The sequence below is a fragment of the Asticcacaulis sp. MM231 genome (genome assembly GCF_964186625.1).
Classification (GTDB): domain Bacteria; phylum Pseudomonadota; class Alphaproteobacteria; order Caulobacterales; family Caulobacteraceae; genus Asticcacaulis.
The window spans coordinates 302,711-317,965 of sequence record NZ_OZ075110.1; the positions used below are offsets into that span (position 1 = coordinate 302,711).

Annotated in this window: 16 protein-coding genes; 8 read left to right on the top strand and 8 right to left on the bottom strand. The window is 55.1% G+C overall.

The features are described from left to right. Positions 1-26 precede the first annotated feature (26 nt). On the bottom strand, positions 27-473 hold the full coding sequence (locus ABQ278_RS20545) for a hypothetical protein (RefSeq protein WP_349322885.1): 447 nt from the start codon (positions 471-473) through the stop codon (positions 27-29). Positions 474-588: 115 nt separating this feature from the next. Here ABQ278_RS20545 and ABQ278_RS20550 point away from each other — a divergent pair, with 115 nt between their 5' ends. The 4 genes from ABQ278_RS20550 to ABQ278_RS20565 all read left to right on the top strand — a co-directional run bounded on the left by ABQ278_RS20550 (position 589) and on the right by ABQ278_RS20565 (position 5,169). After that, the gene (locus ABQ278_RS20550; RefSeq protein WP_349322886.1) at positions 589-1,689 is read left to right on the top strand and encodes a glycosyltransferase family 2 protein; all 1,101 of its coding nucleotides are present in this window, start codon (positions 589-591) and stop codon (positions 1,687-1,689) included. Positions 1,690-1,927: 238 nt separating this feature from the next. Next, positions 1,928-2,278 (top strand): hypothetical protein, encoded by a 351-nt coding sequence (locus ABQ278_RS20555; protein ID WP_349322887.1) that lies wholly within the window; start codon positions 1,928-1,930, stop codon positions 2,276-2,278. 221 nt (positions 2,279-2,499) lie between these two features. Next, positions 2,500-3,294, top strand: a complete 795-nt coding sequence (locus tag ABQ278_RS20560; RefSeq protein WP_349322888.1) for a metallophosphoesterase family protein — start codon at positions 2,500-2,502, stop codon at positions 3,292-3,294. Between the two features lie 213 nt (positions 3,295-3,507). Then, positions 3,508-5,169, top strand: a complete 1,662-nt coding sequence (locus ABQ278_RS20565) for a polysaccharide biosynthesis/export family protein (protein WP_349322889.1) — start codon at positions 3,508-3,510, stop codon at positions 5,167-5,169. Here ABQ278_RS20565 and ABQ278_RS20570 read toward each other — a convergent pair. The 3 genes from ABQ278_RS20570 to ABQ278_RS20580 form a co-directional block, all read right to left on the bottom strand. Then, on the bottom strand, positions 5,110-5,577 hold the full coding sequence (locus ABQ278_RS20570) for a hypothetical protein (RefSeq protein ID WP_349322890.1): 468 nt from the start codon (positions 5,575-5,577) through the stop codon (positions 5,110-5,112). The two genes, ABQ278_RS20565 and ABQ278_RS20570, sit on opposite strands and share 60 nt — an antisense overlap. A 389-nt stretch (positions 5,578-5,966) precedes the next feature. Then, positions 5,967-6,842, bottom strand: a complete 876-nt coding sequence (locus tag ABQ278_RS20575; RefSeq protein WP_349322891.1) for a UTP--glucose-1-phosphate uridylyltransferase — start codon at positions 6,840-6,842, stop codon at positions 5,967-5,969. 114 nt (positions 6,843-6,956) lie between these two features. Then, positions 6,957-7,433 (bottom strand): hypothetical protein, encoded by a 477-nt coding sequence (locus ABQ278_RS20580; protein ID WP_349322892.1) that lies wholly within the window; start codon positions 7,431-7,433, stop codon positions 6,957-6,959. A 314-nt stretch (positions 7,434-7,747) separates the two neighbouring features. Here ABQ278_RS20580 and ABQ278_RS20585 point away from each other — a divergent pair, with 314 nt between their 5' ends. Both ABQ278_RS20585 and ABQ278_RS20590 read left to right on the top strand, forming a co-directional pair. Then, positions 7,748-7,897, top strand: a complete 150-nt coding sequence (locus ABQ278_RS20585) for a hypothetical protein (protein ID WP_349322893.1) — start codon at positions 7,748-7,750, stop codon at positions 7,895-7,897. Positions 7,898-8,092: 195 nt separating this feature from the next. After that, positions 8,093-8,389: a hypothetical protein gene (locus ABQ278_RS20590; RefSeq protein ID WP_349322894.1), complete on the top strand. Its 297-nt coding sequence runs from the start codon at positions 8,093-8,095 to the stop codon at positions 8,387-8,389. On the opposite strand, the gene ABQ278_RS20595 is transcribed toward ABQ278_RS20590, so the two are convergent. Then, a complete protein-coding gene (locus tag ABQ278_RS20595; RefSeq protein ID WP_349322895.1) occupies positions 8,386-9,426 on the bottom strand; it encodes a PAS domain-containing protein in 1,041 nt (346 codons plus the stop codon). The two genes, ABQ278_RS20590 and ABQ278_RS20595, sit on opposite strands and share 4 nt — an antisense overlap. Before the next feature lie 208 nt (positions 9,427-9,634). Between ABQ278_RS20595 and ABQ278_RS20600 the strand changes: the two genes are divergently transcribed. After that, positions 9,635-10,714 (top strand): IS630 family transposase, encoded by a 1,080-nt coding sequence (locus tag ABQ278_RS20600; RefSeq protein WP_349319295.1) that lies wholly within the window; start codon positions 9,635-9,637, stop codon positions 10,712-10,714. 391 nt (positions 10,715-11,105) lie between these two features. Here ABQ278_RS20600 and ABQ278_RS20605 read toward each other — a convergent pair whose 3' ends face one another. Both ABQ278_RS20605 and ABQ278_RS20610 read right to left on the bottom strand, forming a co-directional pair. After that, complete coding sequence (locus ABQ278_RS20605; protein WP_349322896.1) at positions 11,106-11,615, bottom strand: GNAT family N-acetyltransferase; 510 nt, start codon at positions 11,613-11,615, stop codon at positions 11,106-11,108. A gap of 2 nt (positions 11,616-11,617) precedes the next feature. Then, on the bottom strand, positions 11,618-11,920 hold the full coding sequence (locus tag ABQ278_RS20610) for a DUF1778 domain-containing protein (RefSeq protein ID WP_349322897.1): 303 nt from the start codon (positions 11,918-11,920) through the stop codon (positions 11,618-11,620). A 675-nt stretch (positions 11,921-12,595) separates the two neighbouring features. On the opposite strand from ABQ278_RS20610, the gene ABQ278_RS20615 reads away from it, so the two are divergent. Further along, positions 12,596-13,627 carry an IS110 family transposase gene (locus ABQ278_RS20615; protein ID WP_349321797.1) on the top strand — a complete coding sequence of 344 codons (1,032 nt, stop codon included), beginning with the start codon at positions 12,596-12,598 and terminating at the stop codon, positions 13,625-13,627. Between the two features lie 311 nt (positions 13,628-13,938). Here ABQ278_RS20615 and ABQ278_RS20620 read toward each other — a convergent pair whose 3' ends face one another. After that, the gene (locus tag ABQ278_RS20620) at positions 13,939-15,012 is read right to left on the bottom strand and encodes a sterol desaturase family protein (protein WP_349322898.1); all 1,074 of its coding nucleotides are present in this window, start codon (positions 15,010-15,012) and stop codon (positions 13,939-13,941) included. Between the last annotated feature and the right edge of the window lie 243 nt (positions 15,013-15,255).

Below are 15,255 nucleotides of genomic sequence, written 5' to 3' on the forward strand. Positions count from 1 at the left end.
GTGCCGATCCAATCGATCAGTCTGTTCTACAAGGCAGAATACCCCACCAGTGTTGCAAACCCCTTAACTATCAGAACGTCGTTACGTGACCTTCGATTCAATCGCAAAATATCCGCTATTCCAAAGGGATGATGAAGACCGTCATACCGCAGAAAGCCGTCAGGATCGCGGTCCTTCGTCAGCCATTTCAGTTCGGCCGCCTTCATGGGACCGCTTTGTGGCATTGGTGTTGCTGTGAAATGGGGAACGACCCACTCCTGTTCCAGAATGACACCATGCTTACCTCGCAAAAGGGCGCTCAAAGCGCCAAGTCCAATACAGATGGCCTGCCCCATAGTCGTGCTGGCCTGTCCGTACCGCCCGTCGCGCCGCCCTCGTCGATCCTCCGGTTGATAAGCCGGTTGTCGCCATTCAAGAAAAAACGCCTTCTCCGGCCCATGTTCTTTAACTGAGTCCGCTTCCCTGCCGGTCACGGGCCCAAAAGCAGGTCGCGCGCGAGGATGTCGACGACCATCGTGATCCACATTTGCATACGTCCGCCGTTTGGCCCTAAGATATCATCGTTCTAGTGGAGTCCGAAGAATTGCCATGGCGCCAGGCCCTCCTTCTTGCGATACCAATGCGTCAGTGACCCCGACCAGACTATCAGTGGCGATGGCGACCTGCAACGGAGCCACCTTCCTTGAGGCACAGCTCTCTAGCTTGGCCAAGCAAACACGATGGCCTGACGAACTGGTGATCAGTGATGACGCCTCGACGGATGACACCCTGACCATTGCGGCGGCCTTCGCCAAGACAGCGCCCTTTCCTGTCGTCCTTTCGAAAAACGACACACGACTGGGCTTTCAGGACAATTTTTTGAAGGCCGCGCGTTTGTGCTCTGGAAGATACGTGGCCTTCTGCGATCAGGATGACGTCTGGTTCCCAGAGAAGCTATCGATTGTGTATCAGACCCTGGTTCAAAAAAAGGCCAGCCTCGTCGCTCACGGCGCCACGATAACCGACGCCAGGCTCCGCCCAATCACCCGACTGGTCCATGGCGCCGTCGCCAATCGAACCTATGCACGGGGCACGTTTCAACCGTTACCGGGCAATGTTTATGGATTTACGCTTGCCTTCGACAAGGCCCTGCTCGATCTGATCGATCCGGCCTTACGTCCCGACGTCCCCGACCAGCCAGGCGTCAAGCTGTACCACGACGTCTGGGTGGCCCTGCTCGCCTCAAACTTCGGCACCATCGTCCACCTCGAGCGCCCCCTGGCCTATTACAGACAGCACGCCAACAATGTGTTGGGCGCCAGGCGCACCCGTCGCCTTGATCGGCTCGCCGAGCACCTCGACTCGCCGGTGAGCCACTATCGCAACCGTGCAAGGTTTGCATACCAGTGTGCCGAGGCATTTGAGGTAAGTGCCTCAAATCTCGCGGTCGACTTAGCGCTGATGGCACATCAAGGTGCTGCGCTCTACCGCAGGATCGCAACGTCTTTTGGTCAACGGGCGGACCTGTTCGAGCACCCCCAGCGGACCCGACGTCTTGCCACCTTAGTGACCATGCTGGCGTCAGGCGTATATACGTCGAGACGACGCGGCGGCTTGGGCACACTTTCACTTCTCAAAGACCTTCTGTCAGCTTGTAGCGATCAAAGGCTGCGGCTCGGCGCGCTGGAGACACCCCCGCATAGCCCCTAGTCAGGCGCCGCAACGGCTCTCCTGGGCCTTGCCGCGTCGCAGATGTCGCTTCCGCGTCACCGCTGACCCAGACGCCACCCCATAGCGGCCGAAACCAGGTGAGGCCGCGCCGGAAGCGGACGACGGACAAGCGTCTGGCCTAAAGTTACAGTTGCAGTTGCGCTCAGAGTTGCCCCTTGGTAACTATGCTCAAAAGCAACCCGCCCAACGAATCACAAGCGAATCGACAGAGGACCAGATGAAGCCCGCACTCGTTTTCGTTGTCGCCTCTGCCATGGTTTCGACATCCGCAGCGTATGCCTTCGACACAGGCCGCATGGATCGCGCAGGCGACATCGCTGCCGGACAAAACAAGACAGATGTCAGCCTTATCATGGGCGCGCCCGGCAACCGTGAATTTAAGGGCAACCAGGAAGCTTGGCAGTACTGTGGCCGGTCAGGTATGGCAAACAAATACATCGTCATCTATTTCACCTATGGTAAGGTTGAAAAACTGGCGACCTATTCACAAACTTGGGTGGGCAATTGCGATGATCACTATAAGCCGATCACCTGGGAGAAGCCCCAGCCCCAAAAAGCAAAATTCTGATACAAGGGCTCGCGCCGCGCAAAACCGAGATCTGGTCTGGCCGCGCGGCCACGGCTCCATTGCGCCTTCACCTAAAACGGGGCCCGTCTTGCACCGCAATAGGATTTAGGGTTAATAGAAGGATAAATAGGCGAGGCGGCCCTTTTAGCGCTCGTCAGCGCCCCGGCCATCTTCGTCTGGCGAAGCAAGGGTAACGAACGCTAAACCTGAAATGGATAACGATGTTCTGGTTTTCGCCAAAAGCACCGCCAAAGACGCGCGAAACGCCAGGGCCACCGGACGGACCCCAGGTATTCAGCTCGTCGATTGACCGGCTGACCTATGCAATCGGCGATATTCATGGTCGAAATGACCTGTTCCTGAAGATGCTCCTCGACATTCGCAACGACGCCGAAGCGGTGGGCGAAAAACCACGTATCGTCCTGCTGGGCGACTATATCGATCGCGGACCCAATTCCGCCGAAGTCCTCACCTCCATTCTGCGACTGCAGACCCAAACCTGGTGCGACACCGCGGTCCTGGTCGGCAACCACGAATTCGCGCTGATCAAGTTTTGTCTTGATAGCAGTTGCGGATGGTTATGGCTGGAACATGGCGGCACCGCGACCCTGGCGTCCTATGGCATACTGGTGGGGGCCGACAAATCCGACTTTTCTCAGTGGCCGGAACTCCAGCAGAAGGTGATCCGATCGATCCCCAAGTCGCACATGAAGCTGATGTGTGAGGCCAAAATCAAGTTTATTGCCGGCGACTACCTGTTTGTGCATGGCGGCGTCAACCCGGACCTGCCGCTCGACCTGCAAGACGCGGAAACCCTTCTATGGATTCGCGAGGCCTTCTTGTCGTCGCCAAAGTCCTGTGACTATGTTGTCGTGCACGGACACTCGGCTAAGGTGGTTGCGTCAAACCTCGAATGGCGGATCGGCGTAGATACCGGCGCCTATGCCACAGGGATTCTCACCGCCGTGAAGCTTTTAGGCACCACACGCGAGATTATCCAGGTCAGCACCCGATAGATGCGGCAAAGCGATCTATTTAAACAGCCCGTCTGGCAACCCCACCGCCGGGTGGCGGATAGGAGGGTTTCTTTTTACCAGAGCCTGTGTGTGCTCTGGCCACGCAACCCTAGGCCGGATTGGGTTTTACCCGCAACGAGGCAGAGGCTGAAACCATTCCTAAACCTCTGCCATGCTAGAGCCGTTAAGCTTAATGTCGATTGAGGATATGTCGTGACCCGGTTTTTGCTGATGACATGCGCTGTGCTCCTGGCGTCCAGCGCCGGTGGCCACGTCAACGCGCGTGAAGATCGCGCACCCAACCGCGCCGAGGCCTCAGCATCGCACAGCCTGGCCTCAGAGCACGACTACACCTGTCCAAAAGGCGCCTTTACCCGCGAGCAAGCGCCGAATGACGTTCCGGCCGCCCTGCGGACGCAGGCCAGGGCGGACCAGTGCTTTGTGTCACAGGCCGTGCCGGCCGTTACAGAAACCTACCAAGATACGGTTATCATCACCCCCGCTCAGACCACTCAACGCGTCATACCGGCCGTGACAACAAAACGTGTGCAAAAGATTCTGGTGACCCCTGCCCGCCAGGCGCGCGAGGTTGTACCGGCAGTCACGCATATCGTCCGCGAAAACGTCATAGTCACGCCCGCGACAACCCGGGAGGAAACAGTCCCTGCGGAATTCAGGATCGAGACGCAACGCGTTCTTGTTAAACCGGCCAGAACCGAGTGGGACGTCTCAAAACGTGACTTTGGCGGTAGCCGGGACGCGATCGTCACGCCGCATGACTACCAATCCGTCGACATCTACGCCGCGGGCAAATCACTTATCCCAGGCCACGCCACCGCGTCTGCCGACAAGGGCACCCTCGGGGAAACCGAGAGTACAAGCCCGGACTTCATTTATACCCTGAAAGAATACCCGGCCGAATATGAAGAAAGGCAGATACGCGTCCTTTTGAGGCCTGAGACGACCCGTAAAGTCATTGTCCCGGCCGTCGTGGAGAGCCGTGAGCGCGTGGTCATCGATACCCCGTCACGAGAGGTCGTGCACAATATCCCGGCAGAATACCGGGAGGCCGTCGAGGAGGTGGTCTCCGAACCAGAACGTACGGAGACCGTCGTGCTGCCGGCGGTTGTCAAGACCGTCGAGAAGCAACGCATCGTCAAACCAGCGCAGACTCTGTGGACCCTGGTCGCGGCCGTGCCAACGGCACCCGCGCCTATTGCCGAAAGACCCACAAGCCCGGCCGATGTGTCGACACAAGCCTTGCAACACCTAGTGGCAAGAGCTGCACCCGAGCGGCCATCCGCCACGACTCATCGTCCCACAGAACCACAAACCTCCACCGCGCTTGCATCAAACCCCGTGTCAACGCCGGCCGCTGCCGCGCCCTCACCACGCCTGGACTCCAAGACCGGAAAATTTCAATATAAGCTAGGTCCTGGCGATAAATTGCGGGTTCTTGTCTTTGGCGAACCGGACTTGACCGGAGAATTCGTAGTATCTGGCGATGGCCGCGTGTCCATCCCTCTCATCGGCGAAGTGCCCGCCGTCGGGTTGACCTCGCCTGAACTACAAGAAAGCATCCGCACGGCCCTCTCGCCCGCCTATCTGCAGGATGCCCGGGTCAATGTTGAGGTTCTAACCTTTCGCCCCTTTTATATTCTGGGCGAAGTCAACAAACCCGGCGAATATCCGTTTACAAACGGTCTGACCGTCAGCAAGGCCGTCGCTACGGCCTCGGGCTATACCTACCGCGCCAATGCGAAAAAATTCTATGTCAAACGCGATGGAGAAGACAAAGAGCGCCTGATTGACAGTTCATCGAACGCGGTCATCGGTCCCGGCGATGTCATTAGAATACCCGAACGGTATTTTTAAGTCCGGTCTGGTGCGCCGCGTTTGCGTGACACAGTTTGGCCCCTCACAGGCTGCGCTCGCCGCCGCCGTGCGGATGTAAACAGCCACGACCGTGCCAAAAATAGCCCCCAAAGCCAAAAGTTCGGCGATGACATCCTTAACGTCCATGTCGCGATCAATAAATGGCAGCCCCTGAACCAGTTCTATGGCCACGCCAAAGGCGGCGACGACCATGCCAATAACCGGGATGGGCAGTCTAGGAAAAGCGACCATGGCCAAGCCGGTGATGACAAAAAAAGCGCAAAAATGGTCGGCCTTGTCCCAAGCAAAGAAACCGCCCCCCATACCGCTTGGCTTAAACGCATAGTAACTGATGACGGCCAGGGCGACAACCAATCCAAACCGTGCCAAATTTATCCAGATTCGCAACACAATGTCCTTTCTGACTGGTCAGACGAGCAAAAAGAGCGGTCGTTTGAACCGCCATGCCCCTACCAGGAACTGTTATGCAAACGCCGTGCCTCGCGCGCCGCGACAGATGTGCAACACTTGAATATGCGGCCTCCTCATATATGCCCCTTCCAGCGCAGTGGCGCCTGACGAGACATGCAGGCCTGTCGACCTTGGAAAACCTCCGGCAGGGAAAACGGCCTGACCTGAGGGGCAAACACCCGGCCTTTTACACAATTGCTATCGGAATCTGCCAATGTGTAACCTTCGTGCTGCCAGGAGACGAATTGCCGTCCTGGAGGGCCGCGACGCCGGGCGTGACCTGTCTCAAGGCCCGCGCAGATCCAGGTTCAGATCCGCCTTGGGTCTTACTGGAAAAAAGGCAGAAGCGCTTCACGCGCGGCAGTGCCGAGTTCGGGGTTTTTCAGCGCCAGGGCTACATTGGCGCGCAGCAGGCCGATCTTGTCACCGCAGTCATAGGTGACGCCGTCATATTCGAGCGCATGGAAATCCTGGCTTTCCATCAGGCGGAACATAGAATCGGTAAGCTGGATCTCGTTGCCGGCGCCCCTTTCCTGATCGGCCAGAAGCGCGAAGATTTCCGGCTGCAGGATATAGCGTCCCGACACAATCAGGTTGGAAGGCGCGGCGCCCCTGGAGGGCTTTTCGACCATGCCGGTCATCTTGTTGAGGCGGCCGTTCTGGCTTTCCAGAGCGACCACACCATACTGATGCGTCTGGTCGTGCGGCACGGCTTCGACGACAATGATATTGCCGCCGACCTGCTCGTGGGCGTCGATCGCCTGTTTCAGCGCCGGCACCTCAGCGTCCATCACCATATCAGGCAGGATGACGGCGAAGGGCTCGTCACCAACGATATCACGGGCGCACCAGACGGCGTGACCAAGACCCAGCGGTTGCATCTGGCGCACGAAGCTCATCTCGCCGGGCTTGGGCAGTTCGGCCAGAAGCTCGTTGAGAATGGCGATCTTGTTCTTGGCGGCGAGCTGAGCTTCCAGTTCGATCTGGTGATCGAAATAGTCCTCGATGGCGCCCTTGGCGCGGCCGGTGACGAAAATAAAGTGCTCGATGCCTGCGGCGCGCGCTTCAGCGACCACATAGGAGAGAATAGGGCGATCAACGACATTGAGCAGTTCCTTGGGAACCACCTTGGTTCCGGGCAAGACACGGGTGCCGAGACCGGCGACCGGTACGACCGCTTTACGAACGCGCTTTTGTGACACATGAACCTCGAGACATTACAAAGGAAAAATGGGGCGCGGCCAGTCCAAACCGCGAAACCGAACAGGAAGGATGAATCGGAGCGGGCGCCTAGAATATGACCCGCACTTTGAGACTCATTTGGACAAAATGCCGTTGTTCTGTCCGGAATTTTCACGCGTCAGCTGCCTGACAGACTGACAGCGTCTTGCCTTGATTAGGCGCAAGCGCACCTGCCACTGGGTTAATCGCGTAGCAAGATAGGACCGAAAGCCCAGACAATATAAAGGTAACGCCGCCAGTGCCACGCCGCTTAAATCTGCCAGCCAAGCGTAAGGGAGCCCCCCCGCAACCACCGCCGAAGAAGGCGTCAACTCGACAGCGCCGAAATAGGCAAGACAGGCCGCCAAGACGATATACCTTTTCACCAAAGGCAAGGCTGTAAAGGCTATGACTGCTAAACCATAAGCCATCAAAACATGCCCTTGAGTCCCGGTCAGGCCAAGGGCCTCAGCGAGGCTATCCGGCAACGCAACCGCCGGCAACGCGTTGACGAATGCCAGCGCCACCAGACCAATTCGTAAGACAGTTAAACCTACAAAGGCTAGCGACATGAACAAAACGGCTCCAATGACTTAAGCCACAGATTACCGCACGCGAACAAAGAACTTTTTAAATATTATAGTTAACAAATTGTTTACTATAAAAATAGTGTATAAGTTTCACTTCAACAGTATCCAACCGGCAAAAAATAAGCATATTTACATCTTGCTGCACTCCCCGCGCGCTCAACATCAAAGGTCGCGACGGCAAGGTTACGCATACTGGTGTGGTAAAAAATTAATACCAAACGCCGCCGTCGACATAAAATCACGACAAAGGCGGCTCAGTGTTAATGATGTTAGGATACAAGCTTTAGGAGTGTGCCATGCCTTCGGAGAAGACGCCCATCGTCAAGGCTGACGCGACGGGCAAGACCGACGCAAAAAAGGGATCCGCAAAAGAGACGCTCGATCGCTTTCGCGAAAAGATCAAAGACATCCCCGCCAAGGACACCGACCCAAAATCGGAATCGTAAGCCAGCTTCCGCTCGCGGACACTCGACAGGGTAACCTACTCATTGTTTATTTACGTCGCCGCACGCGACGCCCCAGAGTCGATCTAAACCAAAACTCGCACGCGTTCGTCGGCTACGCAAATATCAAGGACGTTGTCACCCGGGTGGTCAAATCGCGGCGCCGTGTCCTTTTCAGCGACACTGAACCTATTGAAAGTGGACGAACTCACGGTTGATACCTTCAGTGCGACAGTGGTCAGTCGCCTGAAGGCTGAGGGGCTGCTGACCAATTATACCGATGGCATACACACCTTGGCGGGCGACAGCGATCTGACATTTATCGATGTGAAACGGGTAGATGGTTCGCTTATGGCGCATTGGATAAAACTGCAACACAAGTTTGGTAGAACTCTTTGGAGAGAAGCGAAACCGTTCCCTTCGCATTCGCGAAATTTAATCAAGCTTTCATCCCGATTGAGGGGTGATTTTTTCACGCCGATCTACACTGTTTAGATCTGCTTGCTATCAAGCGGTGGCGTTATGCGCAGATTAATTACGCCATGGGTATCAAGAATATAATCGACCCCAGCCGAGTTCATCGCCTCCAAAATCGACCTAAGACTTGACAACTTAAAAGTACCGGTAAGTGTGCCATTTGTTGTGAGAATTCGACTAACAGTGGCCTTTGATAGTTGGGACCTTAGTGCAAGGTCTGCGTAACTCCACCCAAGCGCAGCGCTACCGGCCTTGAGCATCGATCCATTTAAACAGGATAGAGAAGCGGAGTCATCTGCCGTCAGCGTTTTGGCCATCGTGGTCAGAGGGGCCGCACTGATATAGCCCGACCATCCTGCGAGCTCGCTGTGCTCATAGAACGGACCGCCTTGTACTTTATACGCACGAGTTACGCCATCCGATCCTGTAACCCGGACCGGCAGGGAAAAAGGTTCCACACTAGCGTTGAGCTTAAAAAGTTCCGCAGCTAGTTCCGCCCGATCCTCCTGAGGCACCACTTCCAGATACTGTCGCCCCAGCAGTTCCCTGTCAAAAGCTAGCTCATCACGCCCAATATAGTCGGTCAAATTCAGATCGGTGTCCGCCCACCATAGGGCACTCAGTTGCCATGTGCGCATGCTTTGCTCAATACGGGTTTGATACTCTTCCAGCCTTTGGAAGGTATAATTGCCTTCAGTTACATCCTTGAGAATGATGAGATTAAGTGTCTCGAAGGAGGGGCCTGGAACCTGACGGAAATCTAGATCAATTCTTCGCTCCGCTCCACCTGGCGATCTTACTCTAATTGTCCGGCGGCGTGGTACGGCTCTCTTGGTAAAAAGAGATAAATCTTGGAAGAAATTAGGGCGGTCATCCGGATGAACGGCGTTAAAAAATGCTGCTCGAACGGCACATTCCGTATCATCGAAGCCAACAATATTTTTTAAGGATTTGGATCCCTTCCAATTACCACCGTCAAACGGAACAGATATCCAGCCGAGCTGAAAAGTTTCTTCAAATAATGATAGTATTTGACTTGAGGATAGAAACGACATTTTTACTGAACCTGCATATATACAAATTGGCCAACATGCGCCAATCACCTGCCCCCTTAGAAGGTATTATTTTACTGCATTTAAGCAGTTGCATTCTATACCGCTTCGGAAAGGGTGCGAATAACAGAAAAAAAGCCAAAAATGTAGTTAGTGTTGCGGAATCAACGGATGGATTCCCTTGATCTTGCAAATATGCGAGTCTGTGTCGATGGACATGGACAAAAGGCTGTTGCTGTCGCCTGAGGCTCGGGTGCGGTTGGAAGGTTGGGTGGCGGACCGGAACACGCCGCAGAAGCTTGTTTGGCGTGCGCGGATCGTGCTGATGTGGGCGGACGCGGCGAGTTTGGCGTCGATTGTGCGGACGCTGGGCAAGACCAAGAAGACGGCCTACCGCTGGCGCGATCGTTATCTTGAGCAGGGTGTCGATGGGCTTGGGCGCGACGCGACCCGGCCTGGCCGTAAGACGCCGTTGAGCGCCGAAGTCATTGCGCGTGTGGTCGAGATGACGCTGCGACAGAAGCCACCGGCTGCCACGCAATGGAGCGCGCGCACGCTTGCCAAGGCGGTGGGTCTGAGCCACACCAGCGTACAGCGCATTTGGAGCGCGCATGGGCTCAAGCCCCATTTGACCAAGACGTTCAAACTGTCGAACGACAAGCAGTTCGTCGAGAAGGTGACGGACGTCGTCGGTCTCTATCTTGATCCGCCGGACCGGGCACTGGTGTTCTCGGTCGATGAGAAGTCACAGATCCAGGCGCTGGACCGCACCCAACCGGGCCTGCCAATGAAGAAGGGGCGGGCGGGAACGATGACCCACGACTATAAGCGGCATGGCACGACGACACTGTTCGCCGCCCTCGATGTCGCCACCGGCAGGGTGATCGGCGAATGCATGAAACGTCATCGGCACCAGGAATGGCTCAAATTCCTTCGACTCATCGACCGCAGCACGCCCAAGGGCTTCGACCTGCACCTGATCGCCGACAACTATGCCACCCATAAGCATCCGGCGGTCAAAGCATGGCTGGCCAAACATCCTCGCTTCCACATGCATTTCACCCCCACTTCGGCGTCCTGGCTCAATCAGGTCGAACGCTTTTTCGGCTTGATAACAGGCGATCGCATCCGCTGCGGCGTGTTCAAGAGTGTCGCCGAACTCGAAGGCGCAATTCAAGACTATCTCGATCATCACAACGCCGATCCAAAGCCCTTCGTTTGGACCAAATCCGCTACAGACATTCTTGAAAAGGTCGCCAGGGGGCGACAGGCGTTAAAGTCACAACATTAGTATACCAAATTACTCGCTGTCTGATGAGACCCATTTCTAATCTGTAGAAACCGGGTGGTCGATTTTGAGCGCTCATCCTTTACGACTATACGGTGCGCTCGGTGTCTTGCTTGTAGATAGCAGTTCTACAACGGAGACATTCGACGAACCGCCGGCAATGTCTGATATCTAGCATCGCGTTGATGGCCAGTGCCCACGCAGCAGCAGCTGATACGCGCGAACTGGGTGGCGCGATCACCCCGGAATCCGCAGGCACTTGGCTTGACGGAGCTGGCGGGTCTGGTAGTCGGGGATAGCCGTAGGTCCCATTACTGCTGGTGCAATTATGGCTTTTGCTCCAGATTTGAAGAGTGTCGACCTTTGGGCTCTAGATCTGCCATCTCAGCCAATCTCAAGACCCTGCTGCTCGAAGCAATTCAGCGATGTCAGCGATAGGTCGGAGCAACGTCAGCGGATCGTCATGAGAGGGCACAAAGCCACGGCGAGCCCAGAAGCTGGCCGCCTCATTGTCAATTGCGTTTACGATTAGCGCCCATCCCCCTAAAAGGTTTGCGGCAACTACACACCTCTGCAAGGCATGTTTAAGAAGGCCCGTACCAATACCCTGCCCTGACCAACTCTCATCTGTCGCAAGCTGACCAAGCAACAAACATGGAACGGGGTCCTGGGGCTGACCCGTTCGGATAGCGCGGGGTAGACGTGACGGAACGACGGCTGTTGGCGCCAGACCATAATACCCAACGACCCGACCTGCCTCGTGAACAACCAATACCGCCGTGAAGCCCTTTGCCTGATTTGAAAGCGCTCTGGTTGTGAGCCATCTATCGAGAGAAGGCTTTCCACACGAAAACAGTGAGACATCGTGCGACTCGCTTAAGAGCTCCGGGCTAGATAATGCCAACGTCAGCTCTCGCCCTTACAGGCGGGAGTTTCCCAAGGTGCAGGGCGGCGAAACAAATTGACCATCTCTTCGACGGGCACCGCAGGGCTAGAAAGAGCCAACGTGAAAGCATCAAAGCCGGCCGCGCTCATGCGTATGGGCATTACCTCCATCAACGCCTCTTCCGCGGCACGAACGGCCGCATCGCGAACGAAATCCGTTCGCGATCGCCCCCGCAGCAGCGCAGCTCGGTCAATCATTGCAATGTCTGCGTCCGGCATGCGCATTGAAACCGGATGATCTTTGCGCTCATTCATAAGTGCCATGGCTCGCTCCTTTGCAGCCAACCTAACAGATCGTACTGCAATTTACAATACAGACTTCAATGCGCCGATACTGCTGAAAAAGTCCAAAATCGCGTCGTCTCTGAAATTTCGCAAATTGAAGGGCATCCCTTTCACCCTATCCACCGCCGACCGTCAGCGATTGTCGGAGAATTGACAAACTTTTCTGACGGCGGCAAGCCGCGCATTGATCCGATTGAGCGTGATGTTTGGTTAGGAGCCTTCTTTAAGGCTTAATGCACAGCCTTCCTGTGGCATGAGAAGACTGTGCGTCAAGCCGTAAGGCCCATGACATCGAAACGGCACACACAGGGTTACGATCATTTTCACACGTCACAACAAATAGACGCAAGCGCCAAACGGCCTGATGGCGACGCTATCGCGCACGGACCGAGCCTGCATCTGACATGAATTGCAGATCATACATAAAGAGTGCCCCTGAGCGCCCTACCCAAGCCAATCCTTCATCTCGGGCACAGGCCTCCAGCCGTCGACAACCTAAATCAGAAAGTTTTCCGAACAGTGTGGCGCATTTTTCAGACCAAAAAGCATGTAAAAACAAAAAATTAGATGGGGTGGTTGCCGCCCCTCCCAGACGGCATCGCAATGTGCCAAAATAGTGGTGTTATAGGCCACTGAGCGGAAAGGACGGCAACCGTGACGAAAGATACAATGATTGGCGTAGATTTGGCAAAGTCTGTTTTTCAACTGCATGGCGCCTCAATGACGGGTGATGTTCGGTTCAAGAAGAAGCTTTCCAGGGATGGTTTTTTGAAGTTCATGACGGGCAAGGCTCCGGCGGTTGTAGTGATGGAGGCTTGCGGCAGTGCGCATTACTGGGCCCGTGAGATGGTCCGGCTCGGCCACGAGGTGAGGCTGATCGCACCGCAGTACGTAAAGCCGTTTTTAAAACGTCAGAAAAATGATGCGGCGGACGCTGAGGCCATCGTGATCGCGGCACAACGGCCGGAAATGCGCTTCGTCGAGCCGAAGTCCCCAGAGCAGCAAAGCCGGGGCATTTTGTTTCGGGCGCGTGAGCGGCTTGTGCATCAGCGCACCGAACTGGTCAACGCCGTTAGGGCCTGCCTTTATGAGTACGGCCACGTGGTTCCGCAGGGGATACATCAGATCAACCGGATCGAAGAAATCCTGAATGAGTCGAACAGTGACTTGCCTGATTTGATGCGCGAAGAATGTCAGGACTTGCTAAAGCAGATCGCTGAAAAAACGGCGCGCATTGATGCACGAACTCACAAGATCAAGGCACTGGCTGAAGAAACTGACGTGGCGCGGCGTTTGCAGACCATTCCTGGCGTCGGCCCTTTGACGGCCTTGGCCGTCGAAGCCTTTGCCCCGCCTATGGAAAGCTTTGAGTGCGGTCGCGACTTCTCAGCTTGGCTCGGCCTTGTCCCACGCCAGTTCTCCTCCGGCGGAAAGGAAAGGCTCGGCAAAATTTCCAAGGCCGGACAGTCCGATATCCGCAGGCTACTCATAATCGGCGCGATGTCGCGCCTGAACTGGTTGGGACGTAAGTCGGTTCCAGAGGGGTCTTGGCTGGCGCGGATGATGGCGCGAAAGCCGCGGATGCTTGTGGCAATCGCCTTGGCAAACAAGATGGCCCGAACAATCTGGGCCTTGCTGACAAAAAATGAGGAGTATCGAGTTCCGGCCCAGGTGGCGGCATCATGATCCATGTGATGCGAAATCTGCCTGGCGTCGGCTAAGGGAGGGTGAAAGAAGGCGATGACCCGAATGGGCGAAAAGATCGAACAGATCTGGATCAGGAAAACCAGTAAAGCTCTATGAGCATCAAGCTCGAAAATTAGATTTGGACCTGGTCCGCAGATCACCATACCGGCTAGCGGTTTCTGAAATACCGCACTTAAAGGCCTTACAGAAGACCGCACTCGATCACTCGCAAATTTAGTTCAGATTCTTCTTGCACTACGGACGGCAACCACAGAAGAGCACCGATCTGATTCAATCAGATCGGAACACATCTAGCCGAAGTGCAGACGACGACGACGTAGCCGCTGGACGACTTCACGTGCCGTCATACTGGCACTCAAGGGAACGGCGCCATCATAGGCATCGTTCGGAAGCTCCGGCATCGGTTGCGGCGCCTCAACACCCGTCAACACCTTTATCGATTTAACGACAGGGTGCACGTACGCACCATAGACGCTTTGATATTCAAGATCGACGTCCGCGCCCCGGCCAATACCATATACATAGGCCTCGCCCGTCTTCGCACGGCAATAGGTACCAAACATGCGATCCCATATAGCCAGCGCAAAGCCCATATTCTTATCCCAATGCTCGAGTTTCACGCTGTGATGAAGATGGTGCATACGCGGGCTTATAAATATCGCTTCCAATGGACCAAAACTGATCGGAAACTGACTATGGCGTAACGGATCCATCACAGCGATCGTGACAATCATGTTCATATTGCCAAGCATAATCACCATGTCGGCTACCGAGAAGTCGTAAATATGTTGGCCAAAACCAAACAGGATGCCGACCAGGACGCCACCGATCGTGAGATCAAGTTTGTCAGCCAAAGGATGCAGGCGCTTGGATGTGAAAGGCGTTAACTGCGTTGCAGAATGGTGCACCTTGTGGATCTCCCACAGGAACGGCACCTTGTGTTGAAGGTAGTGGGAAAGAAAATTGCTGAAGTCCCAGACCACACAGCTGAGGGCGGAAAACACAATGATCGTGATGACGCCGGCCGTCTGAGCTACATAGCCCTCGAACACGACACCAAGAATTGCATTCACGCCCCCACTTACCAGAAGCACAAGCGCAATATGCCCCAACAGGACAATAGCCTTGGTGTACTTGCTGACGAAGTACATCATAATATCGATATAGCTCGACTTATCGCGCCAAGTGTGGAGGGGAAAGCAGTGCTTTAGAAAACCAAAAAAGCTCAGATCTTTGCGAACCAGATAATACTGGTAGCCATAGCTGGCGATCGCAGCGGCAAAGAGAAAGCACCATGCGATCGCAAACATCGGCAAGTGCGTCAGTGATATCCCAGATATATAGGACTTCAGAAATTCCAGCATTCTACCCAGCTCCGTCGAAAATTTTGTCACGACGCATTTATAAATTATTAACAAATTGACTTTCGAAGAATATTGTAAAATTGGCAAACTGATTCGCTGTGATCGCGAATCATGTTCAAAAAAGTGTTATTTTTGCAACGCACAACCCAGTGGGGAATTCAGCAAGGCGAGGCAGCGCCCCGCACTGAAACCAAGCAACCTCGCGAGACCCCAAAGCCACACAACCGCCCGCCTGGATCGCAC

Excerpts from the sequence above, each read along its gene's own strand:
- ABQ278_RS20550 (WP_349322886.1), top strand. The coding sequence starts at position 589 with ATGGCGCCAGGCCCTCCTTCTTGCGATACCAATGCGTCAGTGACCCCG.
- ABQ278_RS20555 (WP_349322887.1), top strand. The coding sequence starts at position 1,928 with ATGAAGCCCGCACTCGTTTTCGTTGTCGCCTCTGCCATGGTTTCGACA.
- ABQ278_RS20560 (WP_349322888.1), top strand. The coding sequence starts at position 2,500 with ATGTTCTGGTTTTCGCCAAAAGCACCGCCAAAGACGCGCGAAACGCCA.
- ABQ278_RS20580 (WP_349322892.1), bottom strand. The coding sequence starts at position 7,433 with ATGTCGCTAGCCTTTGTAGGTTTAACTGTCTTACGAATTGGTCTGGTG.
- ABQ278_RS20585 (WP_349322893.1), top strand. The coding sequence starts at position 7,748 with ATGCCTTCGGAGAAGACGCCCATCGTCAAGGCTGACGCGACGGGCAAG.
- ABQ278_RS20595 (WP_349322895.1), bottom strand. The coding sequence starts at position 9,426 with ATGTCGTTTCTATCCTCAAGTCAAATACTATCATTATTTGAAGAAACT.
- ABQ278_RS20600 (WP_349319295.1), top strand. The coding sequence starts at position 9,635 with ATGGACATGGACAAAAGGCTGTTGCTGTCGCCTGAGGCTCGGGTGCGG.
- ABQ278_RS20610 (WP_349322897.1), bottom strand. The coding sequence starts at position 11,920 with ATGGCACTTATGAATGAGCGCAAAGATCATCCGGTTTCAATGCGCATG.
- ABQ278_RS20620 (WP_349322898.1), bottom strand. The coding sequence starts at position 15,012 with ATGCTGGAATTTCTGAAGTCCTATATATCTGGGATATCACTGACGCAC.